This is a genomic window from Streptomyces sp. NPDC087906, assembly GCF_055584925.1.
In genome coordinates, this window is sequence record NZ_JBVJLC010000004.1 from 202,192 (window position 1) to 217,672 (window position 15,481).

16 protein-coding genes and 1 tRNA gene are annotated in these 15,481 nt (G+C 70.6%); 2 read left to right on the forward strand and 15 right to left on the reverse strand.

The features are described from left to right. The first annotated feature begins 19 nt into the window (after window positions 1-19). On the forward strand, window positions 20-931 hold the full coding sequence (locus ACZ63I_RS14560) for a helix-turn-helix transcriptional regulator (protein WP_469338662.1): 912 nt from the start codon (window positions 20-22) through the stop codon (window positions 929-931). Between the two features lie 23 nt (window positions 932-954). On the opposite strand, the gene ACZ63I_RS14565 is transcribed toward ACZ63I_RS14560, so the two are convergent. The 7 genes from ACZ63I_RS14565 to ACZ63I_RS14595 form a co-directional block, all read right to left on the reverse strand. Beyond that, window positions 955-1,027 (reverse strand) — tRNA-Ala (locus ACZ63I_RS14565). 118 nt (window positions 1,028-1,145) lie between these two features. Continuing rightward, window positions 1,146-1,799: a histidine phosphatase family protein gene (locus tag ACZ63I_RS14570; RefSeq protein ID WP_469339230.1), complete on the reverse strand. Its 654-nt coding sequence runs from the start codon at window positions 1,797-1,799 to the stop codon at window positions 1,146-1,148. Further along, on the reverse strand, window positions 1,796-2,242 hold the full coding sequence (gene rsfS, locus ACZ63I_RS14575; protein WP_328581950.1) for a ribosome silencing factor: 447 nt from the start codon (window positions 2,240-2,242) through the stop codon (window positions 1,796-1,798). Before rsfS ends, ACZ63I_RS14570 begins: the two co-directional genes overlap by 4 nt. A gap of 125 nt (window positions 2,243-2,367) precedes the next feature. Next, the gene (locus ACZ63I_RS14580) at window positions 2,368-4,116 is read right to left on the reverse strand and encodes an LCP family protein (RefSeq protein ID WP_469338664.1); all 1,749 of its coding nucleotides are present in this window, start codon (window positions 4,114-4,116) and stop codon (window positions 2,368-2,370) included. Window positions 4,117-4,135: 19 nt separating this feature from the next. Then, window positions 4,136-4,795, reverse strand: a complete 660-nt coding sequence (gene nadD, locus ACZ63I_RS14585) for a nicotinate-nucleotide adenylyltransferase (RefSeq protein WP_469338666.1) — start codon at window positions 4,793-4,795, stop codon at window positions 4,136-4,138. Between the two features lie 38 nt (window positions 4,796-4,833). Next, a complete protein-coding gene (locus tag ACZ63I_RS14590; RefSeq protein ID WP_469338668.1) occupies window positions 4,834-4,992 on the reverse strand; it encodes a hypothetical protein in 159 nt (52 codons plus the stop codon). Window positions 4,993-5,075: 83 nt separating this feature from the next. Beyond that, window positions 5,076-5,243 (reverse strand): hypothetical protein, encoded by a 168-nt coding sequence (locus tag ACZ63I_RS14595; RefSeq protein ID WP_469338670.1) that lies wholly within the window; start codon window positions 5,241-5,243, stop codon window positions 5,076-5,078. A gap of 139 nt (window positions 5,244-5,382) precedes the next feature. Here ACZ63I_RS14595 and ACZ63I_RS14600 point away from each other — a divergent pair, with 139 nt between their 5' ends. Continuing rightward, window positions 5,383-6,489 carry a M48 family metallopeptidase gene (locus ACZ63I_RS14600; RefSeq protein WP_469338672.1) on the forward strand — a complete coding sequence of 369 codons (1,107 nt, stop codon included), beginning with the start codon at window positions 5,383-5,385 and terminating at the stop codon, window positions 6,487-6,489. A 51-nt stretch (window positions 6,490-6,540) separates the two neighbouring features. Here the strand turns inward: ACZ63I_RS14600 and ACZ63I_RS14605 are convergent, their stop codons facing one another. The 8 genes from ACZ63I_RS14605 to ACZ63I_RS14640 form a co-directional block, all read right to left on the reverse strand. Then, window positions 6,541-7,656 (reverse strand): SCO2583 family membrane protein, encoded by a 1,116-nt coding sequence (locus tag ACZ63I_RS14605; protein ID WP_469338674.1) that lies wholly within the window; start codon window positions 7,654-7,656, stop codon window positions 6,541-6,543. 90 nt (window positions 7,657-7,746) lie between these two features. Then, window positions 7,747-8,334, reverse strand: coding sequence for an SCO2584 family spore wall biosynthesis protein (locus ACZ63I_RS14610; RefSeq protein WP_469338676.1), 588 nt, complete (start codon window positions 8,332-8,334; stop codon window positions 7,747-7,749). A 99-nt stretch (window positions 8,335-8,433) separates the two neighbouring features. Continuing rightward, on the reverse strand, window positions 8,434-9,717 hold the full coding sequence (locus ACZ63I_RS14615) for a glutamate-5-semialdehyde dehydrogenase (protein ID WP_469338678.1): 1,284 nt from the start codon (window positions 9,715-9,717) through the stop codon (window positions 8,434-8,436). 101 nt (window positions 9,718-9,818) lie between these two features. Next, window positions 9,819-10,292, reverse strand: a complete 474-nt coding sequence (locus tag ACZ63I_RS14620; protein ID WP_469338680.1) for a hypothetical protein — start codon at window positions 10,290-10,292, stop codon at window positions 9,819-9,821. Window positions 10,293-10,461: 169 nt separating this feature from the next. Then, window positions 10,462-11,568 carry a glutamate 5-kinase gene (gene proB / locus ACZ63I_RS14625; protein ID WP_469339232.1) on the reverse strand — a complete coding sequence of 369 codons (1,107 nt, stop codon included), beginning with the start codon at window positions 11,566-11,568 and terminating at the stop codon, window positions 10,462-10,464. A gap of 125 nt (window positions 11,569-11,693) precedes the next feature. After that, the gene (gene rfbC / locus ACZ63I_RS14630) at window positions 11,694-12,290 is read right to left on the reverse strand and encodes a dTDP-4-dehydrorhamnose 3,5-epimerase (protein WP_469338682.1); all 597 of its coding nucleotides are present in this window, start codon (window positions 12,288-12,290) and stop codon (window positions 11,694-11,696) included. 106 nt (window positions 12,291-12,396) lie between these two features. Then, complete coding sequence (locus ACZ63I_RS14635; protein WP_469338683.1) at window positions 12,397-14,400, reverse strand: glycosyltransferase family 2 protein; 2,004 nt, start codon at window positions 14,398-14,400, stop codon at window positions 12,397-12,399. 227 nt (window positions 14,401-14,627) lie between these two features. Then, entirely contained in the window at window positions 14,628-15,422 is a 795-nt protein-coding gene (locus ACZ63I_RS14640; protein WP_469339234.1) for a class I SAM-dependent methyltransferase, read from the reverse strand. Window positions 15,423-15,481 lie beyond the last annotated feature (59 nt).

The following is a 15,481-nucleotide window of genomic DNA, read 5'->3' on the forward strand; positions in this document are numbered from 1 at the left end:
ACCGGCCGGGCGGCGGAGCATGGGGGGTGTGACGGCAGTGGCAGTGGACCAGCAGCAGCGGCTAGAGCAGACGCGGCAGGCGACGGGCAGACGGCGCAGGACCGAGCTGGCGGCCTTCCTGCGCAGCAGACGGGCGCGGGTGACTCCGGCCGACGTGGGGATGGCGCCGGGGCTGCGCCGCCGTACGCCGGGGCTGCGGCGCGAGGAGGTCGCGCAGCTCTCCGGGGTCGGCGTGACCTGGTACACCTGGCTGGAACAGGGGCGCCCCATCAACGCGTCGGCGCAGGTGCTGGACGCCATCGCGCGCACCCTGCGGCTGGACGGCGCCGAGCGGGAGCATCTCTACCAACTGGCGGAGGTGCCGCGCACCCCCGATCCGCAGGCCGACGCCGACGGCATCAGCACCGAGATCCAGGGCATCCTGGACTCCCTCGACCCGCTGCCCGCCGTCGTGTACAACTCGCGCTACGACCTCATCGGGGCGAACGCGGCGTACGGCGACCTGTTCGACGTCGGGACGATGAGCCGGTACCGCAGGGTCAACGTGCTGTGGATCCTGTTCACCGTGTCGCCGGACGCCTGCCCGCTGGTCTATCCGGAGGCCGAGCTGCCGGTGATGGTGGCGACGCTGCGCAGCGCGTACGGCCGGCATGTGGGCGAGCCCGTCTGGGAGTCCTTCATCGCCGATCTCGCGGCAGCCAGCCCGTACTTCGCCGAGCTGTGGACCGGTGGGAACGTGGCGCAGCCGGGCCCCAGGGTGAAGACGTTCCGGCACGAAGCGGTGGGGCGGATACGGATGACCTCGGTCTCGCTGTCGGTCAACGGAATGCCGGAATGCCGGATCGTGGTCTACACACCGAGCGACGAGGAGAGCAAGGAGCGGGCGGCCGTGCTGCGGTCCTTGCGGGAAACGCAGGATCCCGCCCTCTGAGACAGAGGACGGGACCGGGGTTGTGGAGCTAAGGAGAATTGAACTCCTGACCTCCTGCATGCCATGCAGGCGCTCTACCAACTGAGCTATAGCCCCGCGTGTTCTTCGCGCTCCGCGCTGCGAACAAGAAGAACTTTAGCGTGGGACCAGCCGGAAAGTGAAATCCGGTCCCTTCGCAGCCCAGAACCGTGCGGACGACCGTTCGGCCGCCGTGTCAGTCGTCGTCGCCGAGGACCGGTTCGGGCAGCGTGCCGGCGTTGTGCTCCAGCAGCCGCCAGCCGCGCGCGCCCTCGCCGAGCACGGACCAGCAGCAGTTGGACAGCCCGCCCAACCCCTCCCAGTGGTGCGACTCGAGACCGAGCAGCCGGCCGATCGTGGTGCGGATCGCGCCGCCGTGGCTCACCACGACGAGCGTGCCGCCGTCGGGCAGCTTCTCGGCGTGCCGGAGCACGACGGGCGCCGCCCGGTCGGCCACCTCGGTCTCCAGCTCGCCGCCGCCGCGCCGCACGGACTCGCCGCGCTTCCAGGCGGTGTACTGCTCGCCGTAGCCGGCCAGGATCTCCTGGTGGGTCAGCCCCTGCCAGGCCCCGGCGTACGTCTCGCGGAGCCCGGCGTCGTACGAGACGCCGAGCCCGGTGAGCGCCGCCAGCTCGGCAGCGGTGGCCGAGGCCCGCCGAAGGTCGGAGGCGACGATCGCGTCCGGCTTCAGCGAGGCCAGCAGCCGGGCGGCCCTGCGCGCCTGGGCGACGCCGGTGGCGGTCAGCTCGATGTCCGTGGAGCCCTGGAACCGGCCCTCGACGTTCCAGGCGGTCTGGCCGTGCCGCCACAGGACGATCTTGCGGCCCTTGCCGCTCCCGCTGCCGTTCAGCTCAGGTCTCCGTCCGCGTCACCCGCGACCCCCGCGGGCTCCTGTCCTGCCTGCTGCTGGTCCTTGCCGCGGGTCTTGACGGCGTCCTCGGGCAGCGCGATCTCGGGGCAGTCCTTCCACAGCCGCTCAAGGGCGTAGAAGACACGCTCCTCGCTGTGCTGGACGTGCACGACGATGTCGACGTAGTCGAGGAGGATCCAGCGCGCGTCCCGGTCGCCCTCGCGGCGCACCGGCTTGGCGCCCAGCTCCTTCTGGAGCCGCTCCTCGATCTCGTCCACGATCGACTTGACCTGGCGGTCGTTGGGCGCGGAGGCGAGCAGGAAGGCATCGGTGATGGAGAGCACATCGCTGACGTCGTACGCGATGATGTCGTTGCCGAGCCGGTCGGCCGCCGCCTGGGCGGCGGCGTTGACGAGCTCGATGGAGCGATCAGTAGCGGTCACAAGCAGGCTTTCGTCGACGGTCGTGGAAAACCCCAGGATCTCACGGACCGCCGACGGCCCGCACAACAAAACCGCGGCGGGCCCGGTCAGGGCCCCGCCGCGGCTGTCGTCGAGCGGTACGGGGGCTACTCGGCCTGCGGGGCCTTGTAGTCCGTGCCGAGGACGATCGAGACGTCAGCCGTGGGCACCGCTGTGCCCTTCTTGACCGCGCTCGTCGGCAGTCCGAGCGTCTTGGCGGCCTCGACCGCCTGCGCCTTGTTCTTCTCGTCGCCGTACGTGACCTGCGACGACGTCACCGCGCTGCCCTTGCCGGCGTCCACGTAGCCGTAGCCCGCGTTGATCAGCGCGATCCGTGCCGAGTCCACGGCCGCCTGCTTCCCCGTGGCGTTCTTCACCCCGATCCGCAGGGCCGAGCCCTGCTCGGGAGCGCTGACCGTGCCGCCGAGGATGTCCTTCACCACACCCTTGGACGCCTGCTCGCTGAGGGTGCCGTCCGGCTGGACCGGCAGCACCGTCGTCTTGTAGTCGCCTTCCTTGGCGTGCTTGGCGAGCTTGGCCAGCGACGCGCCCAGATCCGCCTCCGTCATGGACGGGTCGAGGATCTGCGCCAGGGTCTGCACGGTGATGGTGGCCGCGTGCGGATCGTCGGACATCTTGCGCAGCACGGCCTGGAGCACCTGCCCGAAGCGCTGCAACTGCTTGTCCTCGGTCTCGCCCGGCGCCCGGTACGTGGCGTAGGCGACGGCCGTCGCACCGCTGAGCGTGCGGTTCTCGCCCTTCGTGACCAGCGGCGAGTCGCCCTTCTTGGCGCCGGGCACGGTCACGTCGGTCGTCATGTCGATGTTGCCGACGAGTTCGACGAGGTTGTCCAGGTACGGGGTGTCGAGCCGCCAGGTGCCGGTGACCTTCGTGCCGAGCAGCGTGCCGATGGCCTCGCGGGTACCGTCGGAGCCGTCGTCGTCCACGGACTTGGCGAGCGTGGTGCTCGTACCGTCGTCGTTGGCGACGGCGAGGGAGTTCGGCAGCAGCACGGTGGTGCCCTGGCCGGTCGTGGTGTTGTTGACCAGCAGGGCCGTCGACGTGGCCTTGTCCTTCGTGTTGTGCAGATGGACGACGATCACGTCGCGCTTCTGCGCGCCCACGGCCACGTTCGCCTTCTTGTCCGGCGCGTCGACGCCCGGCAGCTTGCCCGCGTACCAGAGGTAGCCGACACCGCCGGCGACCACCAGGACGACGGCGACGACGAGCGCGACGACGCGGTTGCGGCCGCGGCGCTTGACCTCCTCGCGCCGCTCGGAGCGGCTCTCGCTGAACTTGAGCCAGTCGATGACGTCCTCGGAGTCCTCGTCGGGCTCCTCGATGAACGAGAACTGCTCGGTCCGGTAGTCGCGGTCCTGGTCGGGCCTGCGCTGTCCGGGGACGGCGGCGGGCGGCTGCGGCTCTTCGGGAGCGGGCGCCTGCCGTTGCTGCGGCTGTTGCTGCTGCGGCTGTTGCTGGGACTGTTGCTGGGACTGTTGCTGGGACTGTTGCTGGGACTGTTGCTGCTGCTGGGGGATGTCCCACTGCTGCGTGGTGTCGACCGCCGCCGGCTGCTGGCCCGTGTCGTAGCCGTAGCCGCCGTACCCCTGCTGCTGCGGCTGCGGCTGCTGTTGCTGCTGGGCGTACGGGTCGTACTGCTGCGGAGCCTGCGGCTGCTGGCCGTGCTGCTGCGTGTGCTGCTGCTGCTGGTACACCGGCTGCCCGTAGGCGTCGTACTGCTGCTGGGGCTGCTGTGGCTGTTCGTACACAGCCTGCCCGTACTCGTCGTACCCGACGATCCGGGGCTGTCCGTAATACGGGTCGTACGGGTCGTACGGCTGCTGCTGGTCGTTCACCGGTGCCCCTCTCCGTGGCTCACTCGCCGCGGTACAACTGGCGCTTGTCGATGTAGCGCACCACACCGTCCGGAACCAGATACCAGACAGGATCGCCCTTCGCGACCCGCCCCCGGCAGTCGGTCGACGAGATCGCCAGCGCCGGCACCTCCACCAGGGAGACACCGCCCTTGGGCAGCCCGTCGTCGGTCAGGTCGTGGCCCGGCCGGGTCACCCCGATGAAGTGGGAGAGCGAGAACAGCTCTTCGTGGTCCCGCCAGGTGAGGATCTGCGACAGCGCGTCGGCGCCGGTGATGAAGAACAGGTCCGCCTCGTCGTTGGCGGACCGCAGATCCCGCAGGGTGTCGATCGTGTACGTCGGTCCGCCCCGGTCGATGTCGATACGGCTGACGGAGAACTGCGGGTTGGAGGCGGTCGCGATCACCGTCATCAGGTAGCGGTCCTCGGCCGGCGAGACCGCGTTCTTGCTCTTCTGCCACGGCTGGCCGGTCGGTACGAACATCACCTCGTCGAGGTGGAACAGGGCGGCCACTTCACTGGCCGCCACCAGGTGTCCGTGATGGATCGGATCGAACGTGCCGCCCATGACGCCGAGTCGGCGCCTGCCCCGGCCGGAGCCGGCGGCGGAACCGGAATCAGAAGCGGAACCCGGGTCGGCGGGCGGTTGCTGCTCTCCCATGCGTGCAGAGCCTACTGGCACGGAGGTTCGACCCGGCCTCAGCGGTCGCGGTTGAAGCGGGTGGTGACCCACAGCAGGAGGAGCAGCGCGAACAGCGCGCCTCCGCCGGTGAGATACGGGCTGAGGCTTTCGTGGTTGCCGCCGTGCTCTCCCTCGGCGAGAGTGACCAGGTTGGCTGCGGTGCCGGTGAGGCTCATCTTCAACAGGACCTTTTCGTCAGGGGTCGGTCGGGGGCTTCGCGCACATCGTATGCGGGCGCCCCGGGCACGCTTGTGCCGACTCAGTCGTTGGGGTCCTTGTCGGTGTCCTTGTCGCGGTATCCGCGCAGCAGGAACCACGCGAGCAGGACTGCCCCGACCATGGAGACGAGCAGCACGATCCGCAGCGTATCGCCAGGACCATGGCTGTCCGATGCGGCGGCGGCCAGCAGTACGGCGGTTTCCGGCATGTCGGGTGTGCTCCTCGGTCTTTTTCAGCCCCCCGCCACACGGTAGTCCCAGCACCTAGGGTGGGATCCGGCAGGGGGACGGGCGTCGGAGCCGTACACACGGCTCGTAAGAAACCTCGTAAGAAACAGGGGGCATTCCATGGCAGAGAACGGTCACGAGGCAGCTCGCGAGAACGTGCCGATGCGCAAGCGCAAGCGCTTCCCCGGCATTTCCTCCCGGGCCTACGAACATCCCGCCGACCGCTCGGCGCTGGTCGCGCTGCGCAAGCTCACCGGTTTCGACACGGTGTTCAAGGCGTTGAGCGGACTGCTGCCCGAGCGCAGTCTGCGGCTGCTGTTCCTCTCCGACTCCGTACGGGTCAGCGAGGCGCAGTTCGCGCATCTGCACGCGATGCTGCGGGACGCCAGCTACATCCTGGACCTGGAGAAGGTCCCGGTGATGTACGTGGCGCAGGACCCGAAGCCCAACGCGATGTGCATCGGTCTCGACGAGCCGATCATCGTGCTGACGACGGGGCTCGTCGAGCTGCTGGACGAGGAGGAGATGCGGGCGGTCATCGGCCATGAGACGGGCCATGCGCTTTCCGGCCATTCTGTGTACCGCACGATCCTGCTCTTCCTCACCGGGCTCGCGCTCAAGGTCGCCTGGATCCCGCTCGGCAATGTCGCGATCATGGCGATCGTGACGGCGCTGCGCGAGTGGTTCCGCAAGTCGGAGCTGTCGGCCGACCGGGCCGGGCTGCTGGTCGGCCAGGACCTGCGGGCCTCGATGCGGGGGCTGATGAAGATCGCGGGCGGCAACCATCTGCATGAGATGAATGTGGACGCGTTCCTGGCGCAGGCCGAGGAGTACGAGCGCGGCGGCGACCTCCGGGACTCCGTGCTGAAGATCCTCAACGTGCTGCCCCGCTCGCACCCGTTCACCACGGTGCGCGCCGCCGAGCTGAAGAAGTGGGCGGAGAGCCGCGACTACCAGCGGATCATGGACGGCCACTACCCGCGCCGCGACGAGGACAAGGAAGCGTCGGTCACCGACTCGTTCCGCGACTCGGCCGCGCATTACGCGGGCACGGTGCGCGACAGCAAGGACCCGCTGATGAAGCTGGTCGGTGACATCGCGGGCGGCGCGGGGGATCTGGGCGGCAAGCTGCGCGGCCGGTTCACCGGTGGCAACGGCAGCGGGCCCGGCACGAAGACGGACGGGCCGAAGGCGGACGGCGCGGAGGGTGCCGAAGGCACCGCGTAACACCGCTCACGGACGGCGCCCCGGCCCGGGGCGCTCCCCGGCCCGGGGCGCTCAGGAGGCCGCCGGGCTCGGCTCCGCCGCCGGGGCCAGTACGCCGCACAGGGACGCGTTCATCGCGCCTGTCGCGTACGGGTCGGTACCGGCGGCGGGCGCGGTGGGCGCGGGATCGCCGGCGAGCAGCGGCGTCATCCTGCTCGGCACGGCGGCCGCACAGGACTGCGGCCCTGCCTGGACCTCGCTGAGCAGCAGTTCCGTACGGTGCTTCTGCAGGTCCTCCGAGTCGAAGCCGAAGTGCAGTTCGCGGCGGACGGTGAAGAGCGAGGCGTCCGGCACTGCGGTGTCCGGCGCGACGGCGCTCGCCGGTGCCACCGGACGCAGCGCGTAGACGAAGGTGTGGTTGGACGTCACCTGGAGCCGCTGGTCCGGTGTCTCGGCGTACTGGAGCGTGCCTTGGACCCGGATCGGGGCGGCCGTCGGCACGACCTTGGCCGCGTCGAACCGTACGAGCCAGCCGAGCGCCGCGTGCAGACCGTCGTTGGCGGGTGAGGCGATGCTCTGGTCGAACTGGGCCGTCTGGTCCGGGTCGAGCAGCACCCGCACCGGCCGCACGGACTGCCCGGTGAGCACGTCGGGGTCGAGCGACGACGCCACGAGAAAGTCCTTGGCTGTCGTCAGCGCCGCCACGATCTGGCTCGCCGAGTAGTGCGTCGTGCGCCGTACGTCGGGCAGCGTGATGCCGGAGGCGCCGGGGCGGAACTGGGCTGCGGGGCTGTGCGCGAGGAGATCCGCCGGGGTGCCGCCGGGGACGGTCCTGCGCGGTGCGAGCGGGACCACCGTCATCCGGAGCTGGCTGATGGCGCGGTTGCCCGAGCCGGTGGCCCGGTAGGGGTGGCGGACACCCAGATAGATCGCGGTGCCGAAGGCCAGCGAGATCAGGACGAGCAGGGTGAAGATCTGCCGGGGGCCGCTCCTGACGACCCGCGACGGCAGGCTGCGCACGGCGTGGCCGCGCTCGCGCATGCGCTCCTGGGCCGAGAACTCCTGGAGTCGGGCAGCGCGAACAAACGATTCATCGAAAACGATCGAACGGTATTCGTCGTCGCCGCCGGGGAGCCCTTCGGGGGCGCCGTCGGGCGTTCCATCCGGCGGGTCTCCGTGCCCTGTCATACTTTCAGGGTAGGTCAAGGTTGCTCATGGTAAACGCGCTGCTACCGGTCAAGTTCCGACAAGGACGCGCTTCCCCGCTCGCCCGGCCGGTCAGTGGGTGCGGGGTACGGCGGAGACCGCGGGGGTCGGAAATTCGGCGGAGGCCGATGGGCCGTCCGTGCGCGGCGCGTCTATCCCCGTCGTCGCGGGGCGCGGCACCCGGTCCTGCCGGCTGCCCGACGAGGCGCCGCGGTAGACGGCGGTGAAGGCGAGCGCGACCATCCCGATGCCCATGATCACGGCGAGCAGCCACGCGACGGGCCGGTGCCAGCGCGCCTGGCCGCGGTAGGGGCGCAGCGCGCCGCCGTGCCGCCCGTAAGGGCCTGAGGGCGCATCCGGGTCGTCCGGGTCGTACCCGTCGTCGTACGCCCTGCTGTACTCCCGCCCGGGGCCGTACAGCTCCTCGTAGAGTTCGTCGTCGAGCGGGCCGCCGCCCGAGCGGGCCCTGGCGGCCTCCGCCTCGGCGCGGGCCTGAGCCGCCGCCAGCAGGCGCTCGACGGCGCTCGGTTCATGGACGGTCGCCGAACGGATGAAGTCCTCGTCGAACACCACGGAGGCGAAGTCCTCGTCCGCGCCTCCGCGGTCGTCGTCAGGCTCCCAGCCGTCCGGGAACGGCTTGCCCCCCACGTCGTCCGGCACCGTTCCAGAGTAAACCTGCGGAGTCGCTTTGGGCAGGGAGAGTCCGAAGTCTCACCCCGCCCCGCACGTCCGTACGGGGCCACCGTCCCGCGGCCCCGGCTACCGGGTGTGACCGTCGCCGGTGACGATGTACTTGGTCGACGTCAGCTCCGGAAGCCCCATGGGCCCACGGGCGTGCAGCTTCTGGGTGGAGATGCCGATCTCGGCGCCGAAGCCGAACTGGCCGCCGTCGGTGAACCGGGTGGACGCGTTCACGGCGACCGTGGTCGAGTCGACCAACTGGGTGAACCGGCGGGCCGCCGCCTGGGACGTGGTGACGATCGCCTCGGTGTGGCCGGAGGACCAGAGCCGGATGTGGCCCACGGCCGCGTCCAGCGAGTCGACCACCGCCGCCGCGATGTCGTACGACAGGTACTCGGTCTCCCAGTCGTCCGCGGTGGCGGGGACGACCTTCGCCTTCGTCGCTTCGGCGTACGCCAGCACCCGCTCGTCGGCGTGCACGGTCACCCCGGCGTCACCGAGCGCGTCGAGGGCGCGCGGCAGGAAGTCGGCTGCGACGTCCTGGTGGACCAGCAGGGTCTCCGCCGCGTTGCAGACGCTGGGGCGCTGCGCCTTGGAGTTGATCAGGATGTCGACGGCCATGGCGAGGTCGGTCTCGGCGTCCACGTACACATGGCAGTTGCCCGTCCCGGTCTCGATGACGGGCACGGTCGACTCCTCGACGACCGTACGGATCAACGAGGCACCGCCGCGCGGGATCAGTACGTCGACCAGGCCGCGCGCCCGCATCAGCTCCCGTACGGCGTCCCTGCCCTCGCCGGGCACGAGCTGGACGGCGTCGGCGGGCAGCCCCGCGCCGCCGACGGCGTCGCGCAGGACCCGTACCAGCGCGGTGTTGGAGGCGATGGCCGACGACGAGCCGCGCAGCAGGACCGCGTTCCCGGACTTCAGGCAGAGCGCCGCGGCGTCCACGGTGACGTTGGGGCGGGCCTCGTAGATGATCCCGACGACTCCGAGCGGCACCCTGACCTGCCGCAGGTCGATCCCGTTGGGGAGCGTCGAGCCCCGGACGACCTCGCCGACCGGGTCGGGCAGCGCCGCCACGTCCCGTACGTCTCCCGCGATGGCCCGGATCCGCTCGGGGGTCAGCGTCAGCCGGTCGACGATCGCCTCGCTGGTGCCGGCCTCCCTGGCGCGCTCCACGTCCTCGGCGTTGGCCGTGACGATCTCGTGCGTCCGCACCTCCAGCGCGTCCGCGATCGCGAGCAGCGCGTCGTCCTTGGCCGCACGCGGCAGTGGGGCGATGTCGGCGGCGGCCGACCTGGACCGGTAGGCGGCCCTGACGACAGGTGAGAGGTTGTCGTACGGCGAGAGCGAGGTCATGTCCCGCAGGGTAGTGCGACTCCTGCGGGCGTTCCGCACATATCCCGTACTCCGAGACGCCGACGGAGGGGGTCCTGGCCTGCCGCGCTCGGCAGGACGGCTCAGAAGGGGTGCACCCCCACCGGCGCCGCCGGCGGCGGACCGTACCCCTCCGCTATCCGCAGGTGATACGTCTCACGGTCGATGACCTCCAGCCCGACGATCTCCCAGGGCGGCAGTTTCGCCGTGGAGCGGTGCTCGCCCCACAGCCGCAGCGCGACGGCGGCGGCGTCGTGCAGGTCCCTGGCCTCTTCCCAATAGCGGATCTCCGCGTGGTCGTTGGCGTACCGGCTGGTCAGCAGGAACGGATGGTCGTGGGCGAGCTGTTCGAGCGCGCGCCTGACCTCGGTGAGCGGCGCCTCGCCGCCGGAGACGCTGAGGGTGATGTGCCACAGCTTCGACATCTGGCGCTCCTCCCCCCGGGCGTCGGGCGCCGGCCGCGCTTCGGACATCCGCTCGTCGTCGAAGTCGTCCCCCGCCTGGACGCTGGTCAGCGCTCGTTCCTGGCCGGCCGCTCCCGGGCGGACTCGTCTCACCGGCGGCCTCCTGTTGCTGCTCATCGTGCTACCCCGTTCGGTACCCCCAGGACTTCCCTACCCCCGAGACAAAGTTGACCAGTCCTTTGGTGGACGCGGGGTGGTTTTGCTAAAGCTCCGACGGAGAAGACCGGAGTTTCAGCCGAACCGGGGGCGCTCCAGGGGCGCTTCACGGGCGGAGGATCACCAGATCGTCCCTGTGTACGACCTCGCGCTCGTAGGCGGGCCCCAGTTCGCGCGCCAGGTCGCGGGTGGAGCGGCCGAGGAGCTGCGGGATCTCCTTGGCGTCGAAGTTGACGAGGCCGCGCGCCACGGCACCGCCCGAGGGGTCGCGCAGTTCGACGGGGTCGCCCGCGCTGAACTCCCCCTCGACGGCGGCGATCCCGGCGGCCAGCAGGGAGCTGTGCCGCTCCACGACGGCCCGTACGGCGCCTTCGTCGAGGGTGAGCGCGCCGCGCGGCGCCGAGGCGTGCGCGAGCCACAGCAGCCGGCCGGCCGAGCGGCGCCCCGTGGCGTGGAAGTACGTGCCGGTGTCGCGGCCCGCGAGCCCGTCGGCGGCGTGGCTCGCCGAGGTCAGCACGACGGGCACGCCCGCGGCTGCCGCGATCCTGGCGGCCTCGACCTTGGTGACCATGCCGCCGGTGCCGAGCCCGGCCTTGCCCGAGCTGCCGATGGAGATGCCGGCCAGGTCGGCGGGGCCGTGCACCTCGGCGATCCGGGAGGTGCCGGCCGTGCTCGGGTCGCCGTCGTACAGCCCGTCCACGTCGGAGAGCAGGACGAGCAGGTCGGCCCGGACGAGATGGGCGACGAGCGCGGCGAGCCGGTCGTTGTCGCCGAAGCGGATCTCGTCGGTCGCGACGGTGTCGTTCTCGTTGACGACGGGCACGACGCCCATGCCGAGGAGCTGGTCGAAGGTGGCGTAGGCGTTGCGGTAGTGGGCGCGCCTGCTGGTGTCGTCGGAGGTCAGCAGCACCTGCCCGACCCGTACGCCGTAGCGCGCGAACGACGCGGTGTAGCGGGCCACCAGCAGTCCCTGGCCGACGCTGGCGGCGGCCTGCTGGCGGGCCAGGTCCCTCGGGCGCTTGGGGAAGCCGAGCGGGGCGAGTCCCGCGGCGATGGCGCCGCTGGAGACGAGCACGATCTCCTTCTCGCCGCCGCCCCGCACGGCGGCCAGCGCGTCCACGAGCGCGTCGACCCGGTCGGCGTCGAGGCCGCCCGCCGCGGTGGTGAGTGACGAGGAGCCGACCTTGACGACGATCCGGTGGGCCCCCGCCACCACGTCCTGCCGTGCCACTGCGTCCTGTCGTGCCGCTGCCACGTGCGCTGCCTCTGCTCTCGCTGTCCGGTCCGCGTCCCGGCTGAGCAGCGTACGCGCACCTCGGTGGGCGGCGGCGCGGCTTTTCAGCGGGTGGACAGTCCGGTCCTGAAGGCGACGCAGTCCTCGTAGCGGGGCAGCAGGCCCTGCCGCTCGGCCTCGGCGAGCGTGGGCGCCTCGGCGTCCTTCGGCGACAGGAGCGGGGTGATGTCCTGCGGCCAGTCGATCGCGAGGTCGGGGTCGAGCGGGTCGATGCCGTGCTCGCGGGTGGGGGCGTAGCCCTCGGAGCAGAGGTAGACCACGGTCGCGTCGTCGGTCAGCGCGAGGAACGCGTGGCCGAGCCCCTCGGAGAGGTAGACCGCGTGATGCGTCTCGCTGTCCAGCCGGACGATCTCCCACTGCCGGTACGTCGGTGAGCCGACCCGGATGTCCACGATCAGGTCGAGGACCGCGCCGCTCACGCATTTCACGTACTTGGCCTGGCTGGGCGGCACATCGGCGTAGTGGATGCCGCGGAGCGTGCCGCGCCGGGAGACGGAGCAGTTGGCCTGGGCGAGGTTCAGGTCGTGTCCGGTGGCCTCGCGGAAGCCGGGCGCCTGGAACCACTCGTGGAAGGAGCCCCGGTCGTCGGGGAAGACCTTCGGCTCGTGTACCCAGGCGCCTTCGATGGACAGGGGTCGCATAGTGCGTGCTTTCCTCGGTTCGGTTTTCTGGCGTACGGGATGTGCCGTCGTGCGGGATGTGCCGTCGTGCGAGATGTGCCGTCGTGCGGGATGTGCCGTCGTGCGGTCAGGACTTGACGAGCGCGCGGCGGATACGGCCGAGCACCCGGCGCGGCAGCGAGCGGGCCGTGGCCCGCTTGCGGCCGGTGCCGGCGAGCTGGGCGGCGGGCAGCGCCGTCGCCCGGCCGTGCTTGGCGACCCGCAGGCCGACCGGCAGCAGGGTGAACCGAGGGGCGCCGCGCTTCGCGGACGGCAGGCCCAGCTCCATCTCCCAGTCCCGCCCGGCGAGCAGGGTCGCGGGCAGTCCCGCGGTGAGGACGGCGCCGTGCTCCGCCGGGGCGACCACGGCCGTGACCTGCACGTCGTCCGAGCGGGCCGGTGCCTTGAACCGCAGCGCGACGTCGGTGTCGGCGGTCACCCGCAGCGGCAGCGGGAAGGACAGCCGCGGGCCCGAGCCGCGTTCGGTCTTCACGGTGACGGCGTCGGCGGTCAGCGCCGCGAGGTCGACGCTGTACCGGTTGGTCGCGTGGTCGATGTCGAGCGACAGGTTGTTGTACGGGTCGGTCCAGTACGGCAGGACGAGCCGCCCCGGCGTCCCGCTGAGCGCTCCCTGCCGCGCGGCGTCGACGGAGTCGGCGCGCAGCGAGCCGAGCCGGGCCGTCTTGCCCCAGCCGCAGGCGTTGACCCGTACGTAGAAGTCCCAGATGCCGGGGGCGAGCGGCGAGCCGCCCGCCGCGGTCTCCGGGTCGACGTGCGACGTGGCGCGCAGCAGCAGCCGGAAGTGGGTGTCGTCGGCGCCGTCCGGCGCGGGTACCCGCTCGCGGACCAGTTCGGCGGGCAGGTAGAACTCGGCGGCCGTGGTGCGCTCCCGTACGACGATGCTGGCGTCGGCCTGGTCCACCGTGGCGCGGGTGCTGGCCCCGGCCGCGCGTACCGCTTCGAGCGTCGCCGCGTCGAAGGGGAGGATGAGCTGGTCCTCGCCGTCCTCGGTGCGGAAGGTGATCGGGGCGTGCGCGACCTCGAACTCTGCGGTGACGCGGAGGTTGAGCCTGCCGCCGTCCCAGGTCATCTCCTCCAGCCGCCCGGTGGGCCTGATCTCCCCTTCCCAGCGGGCGAGTTCCTCGGTCTCGGCGAACTTGCCGGCGGCGACGAGCGCGGCGACGATCTGCTGCGTGGGCTGCATGCCGGCGGCGATGGCGGGGCTGGTCATGCGCTCGTTGACCACGGCGCTGATCTCGTCGAACAGCTCTTTGCGGTAGTCGTCGGGCAGGGTCGTCAGGCGGGTGCCGCGGAGCCGTTCCACCATCTCGTTGCGCAGCCAGCGGCGGTAGAGCTTGTCGCGCAGCGGGCCCGGCTGGGTGTTGCGTTCGACGACGTCGAGCGCCTCCCGCAGATTGGTGAAGTAACCCACCGGATCGAATCGCTGGAAGCCCGCGTTGGACGCGTCCTCGCGCTTTACATGGTAATAACACACGTAATCGCTGAGCACCGCGATGCTGGAGGCGAGCAGATAGGTCTCGGCGACGAAGACATGGTCCTCCAGCCGCCTGCGGCCCTCCTTGAAACGAATCGCGTGCTTGTCGAGGAACTCTTTGCGAAACATTTTGTGCGGCGTGAGACTGTCGATCAGCGGCGCATTGTCGACGGTGGCACGCGGCCGATTGACCCGGAAGAGCTGGAGGGGAACGGGCCTGCCTTTCCCTGCCATCTTTCCGATGATCACATCTGCCTCGTTGGCGACGCCGTACTCGTACATGCGCTCAAGCGCCTCGTCGCCGAGCCAGTCGTCGTTGTCGACGAACATGACGAACTCGCCGCGAGCGGCGGCGATTCCGACATTGCGGGGCTTGCCGGACCAGCCGGACGGCTCCTGATGGATGACCTGCACGTGCGCGTGCTCGGCGGCCAGTTGGTCGAGCCGCGCGGGGGTCTCGTCAGTGGAGCCGTCGTTCACGAAGATCGCTTCGTATTCGTCGTCCGGCAGGCTCTGGCGCAGAAGGGACTCGATGCAGTCCTCGATGTACCGGCCCGGGTTGTACACCGGAATGACCACACTGACCTTGACCGACATTGAACAAGCCCCAACTCGTCAGAAGGCGCCCCGACGTCTGACTCCGGGATCACGTTCGGTCAGAATATCCCGCGGATCGCGGGCGGACTAATTCCGCCCTCACTCCGGCACACTTCCGCCACGCGGCGATCAAGCCCAACGGGCCGCGGGGCGAGCAGAACTGAAAGACCGCCGGGGCCGAGGTGTAAATCGGCCCCGGCGGTCTGTTACGTCGCGACGGACACCGCTCAGTGTCCGACGGACTCGATCTGCCGGCGGAGCTGCGTGAACGTCGAGCGGGGGCGGCGCAGGTCGCGTGCGCGCGAGAGCTGGCGCCAGAAGCTCGCGCCGAGCAGGGTCTCGGGAGCGACGGCGTTCTTGCGGACGAGCGTCTCGTCGGGGACCGCCTGCGGGTCCGGGACGACGTACTCCTTGATGATGTCGTCGTAGTTGTCCTTGAGGACCGTGTTCGTCGGGTCCATCCCGAAGATCACCACGACACCGGTGGGCGCCGTGTCGACCTCGACCACCAGCAGGTCGGGGCGGAAGCGGCGGAGCACCTGGGCGACCTTGTAGACGTCGCCGGTCCAGGCGTCGGTGTGCCGGTCGCGCGCGGCCTCGTCGATGTTGCGGGGCAGCATGTCGTCGAGCACGACGACGCTGGTCCAGCGGGCGTGCTTCTCGACGTTCATGAAGTCGCGCAGGGCGAACTCGAACAGGTGCATGCCGTCGATGAACGACAGCTCGAGCGACGGGTCGCCGCCGAGGAGCGCGAGCGGGTCCTTGCGGGCCAGCGCGCGGAACGGGTTGCGGCCGGGACGCAGGTGCAGCAGCGGGTCCTTGCGGGCGAAGAAGTCGTCACTCGTCGCACGCACCAGATGGACGTCGCAACTGAGCGCCTTCACGACCTTGAAGGCGGGGTCCACTGCGACGGAGGGGACGCGGGAGAGCGCCAGGCTGCGCCCGTCGTTGACCCCGATCTCCAGGTAGTTGCGGGGTTTGTAGACGCGGTGCAGTTGGCGCAGGAAGCCGTGGCGGTCCACTGAGGTGCCCTTCACTGAGAATCAAACATGGGAGCCTTGATTCTGAGCGAAGTTAGCCC

Coding starts and splice junctions, on each gene's coding strand:
- ACZ63I_RS14605 (WP_469338674.1), bottom strand. CDS start 7,656: ATGACAGGGCACGGAGACCCGCCGGATGGAACGCCCGACGGCGCCCCC.
- ACZ63I_RS14595 (WP_469338670.1), bottom strand. CDS start 5,243: ATGCCGGAAACCGCCGTACTGCTGGCCGCCGCCGCATCGGACAGCCAT.
- ACZ63I_RS14600 (WP_469338672.1), top strand. CDS start 5,383: ATGGCAGAGAACGGTCACGAGGCAGCTCGCGAGAACGTGCCGATGCGC.
- nadD (WP_469338666.1), bottom strand. CDS start 4,795: ATGGGAGAGCAGCAACCGCCCGCCGACCCGGGTTCCGCTTCTGATTCC.
- rfbC (WP_469338682.1), bottom strand. CDS start 12,290: ATGCGACCCCTGTCCATCGAAGGCGCCTGGGTACACGAGCCGAAGGTC.
- ACZ63I_RS14560 (WP_469338662.1), top strand. CDS start 20: ATGGGGGGTGTGACGGCAGTGGCAGTGGACCAGCAGCAGCGGCTAGAG.
- ACZ63I_RS14635 (WP_469338683.1), bottom strand. CDS start 14,400: ATGTCGGTCAAGGTCAGTGTGGTCATTCCGGTGTACAACCCGGGCCGG.
- ACZ63I_RS14590 (WP_469338668.1), bottom strand. CDS start 4,992: ATGAGCCTCACCGGCACCGCAGCCAACCTGGTCACTCTCGCCGAGGGA.
- ACZ63I_RS14615 (WP_469338678.1), bottom strand. CDS start 9,717: ATGACCTCGCTCTCGCCGTACGACAACCTCTCACCTGTCGTCAGGGCC.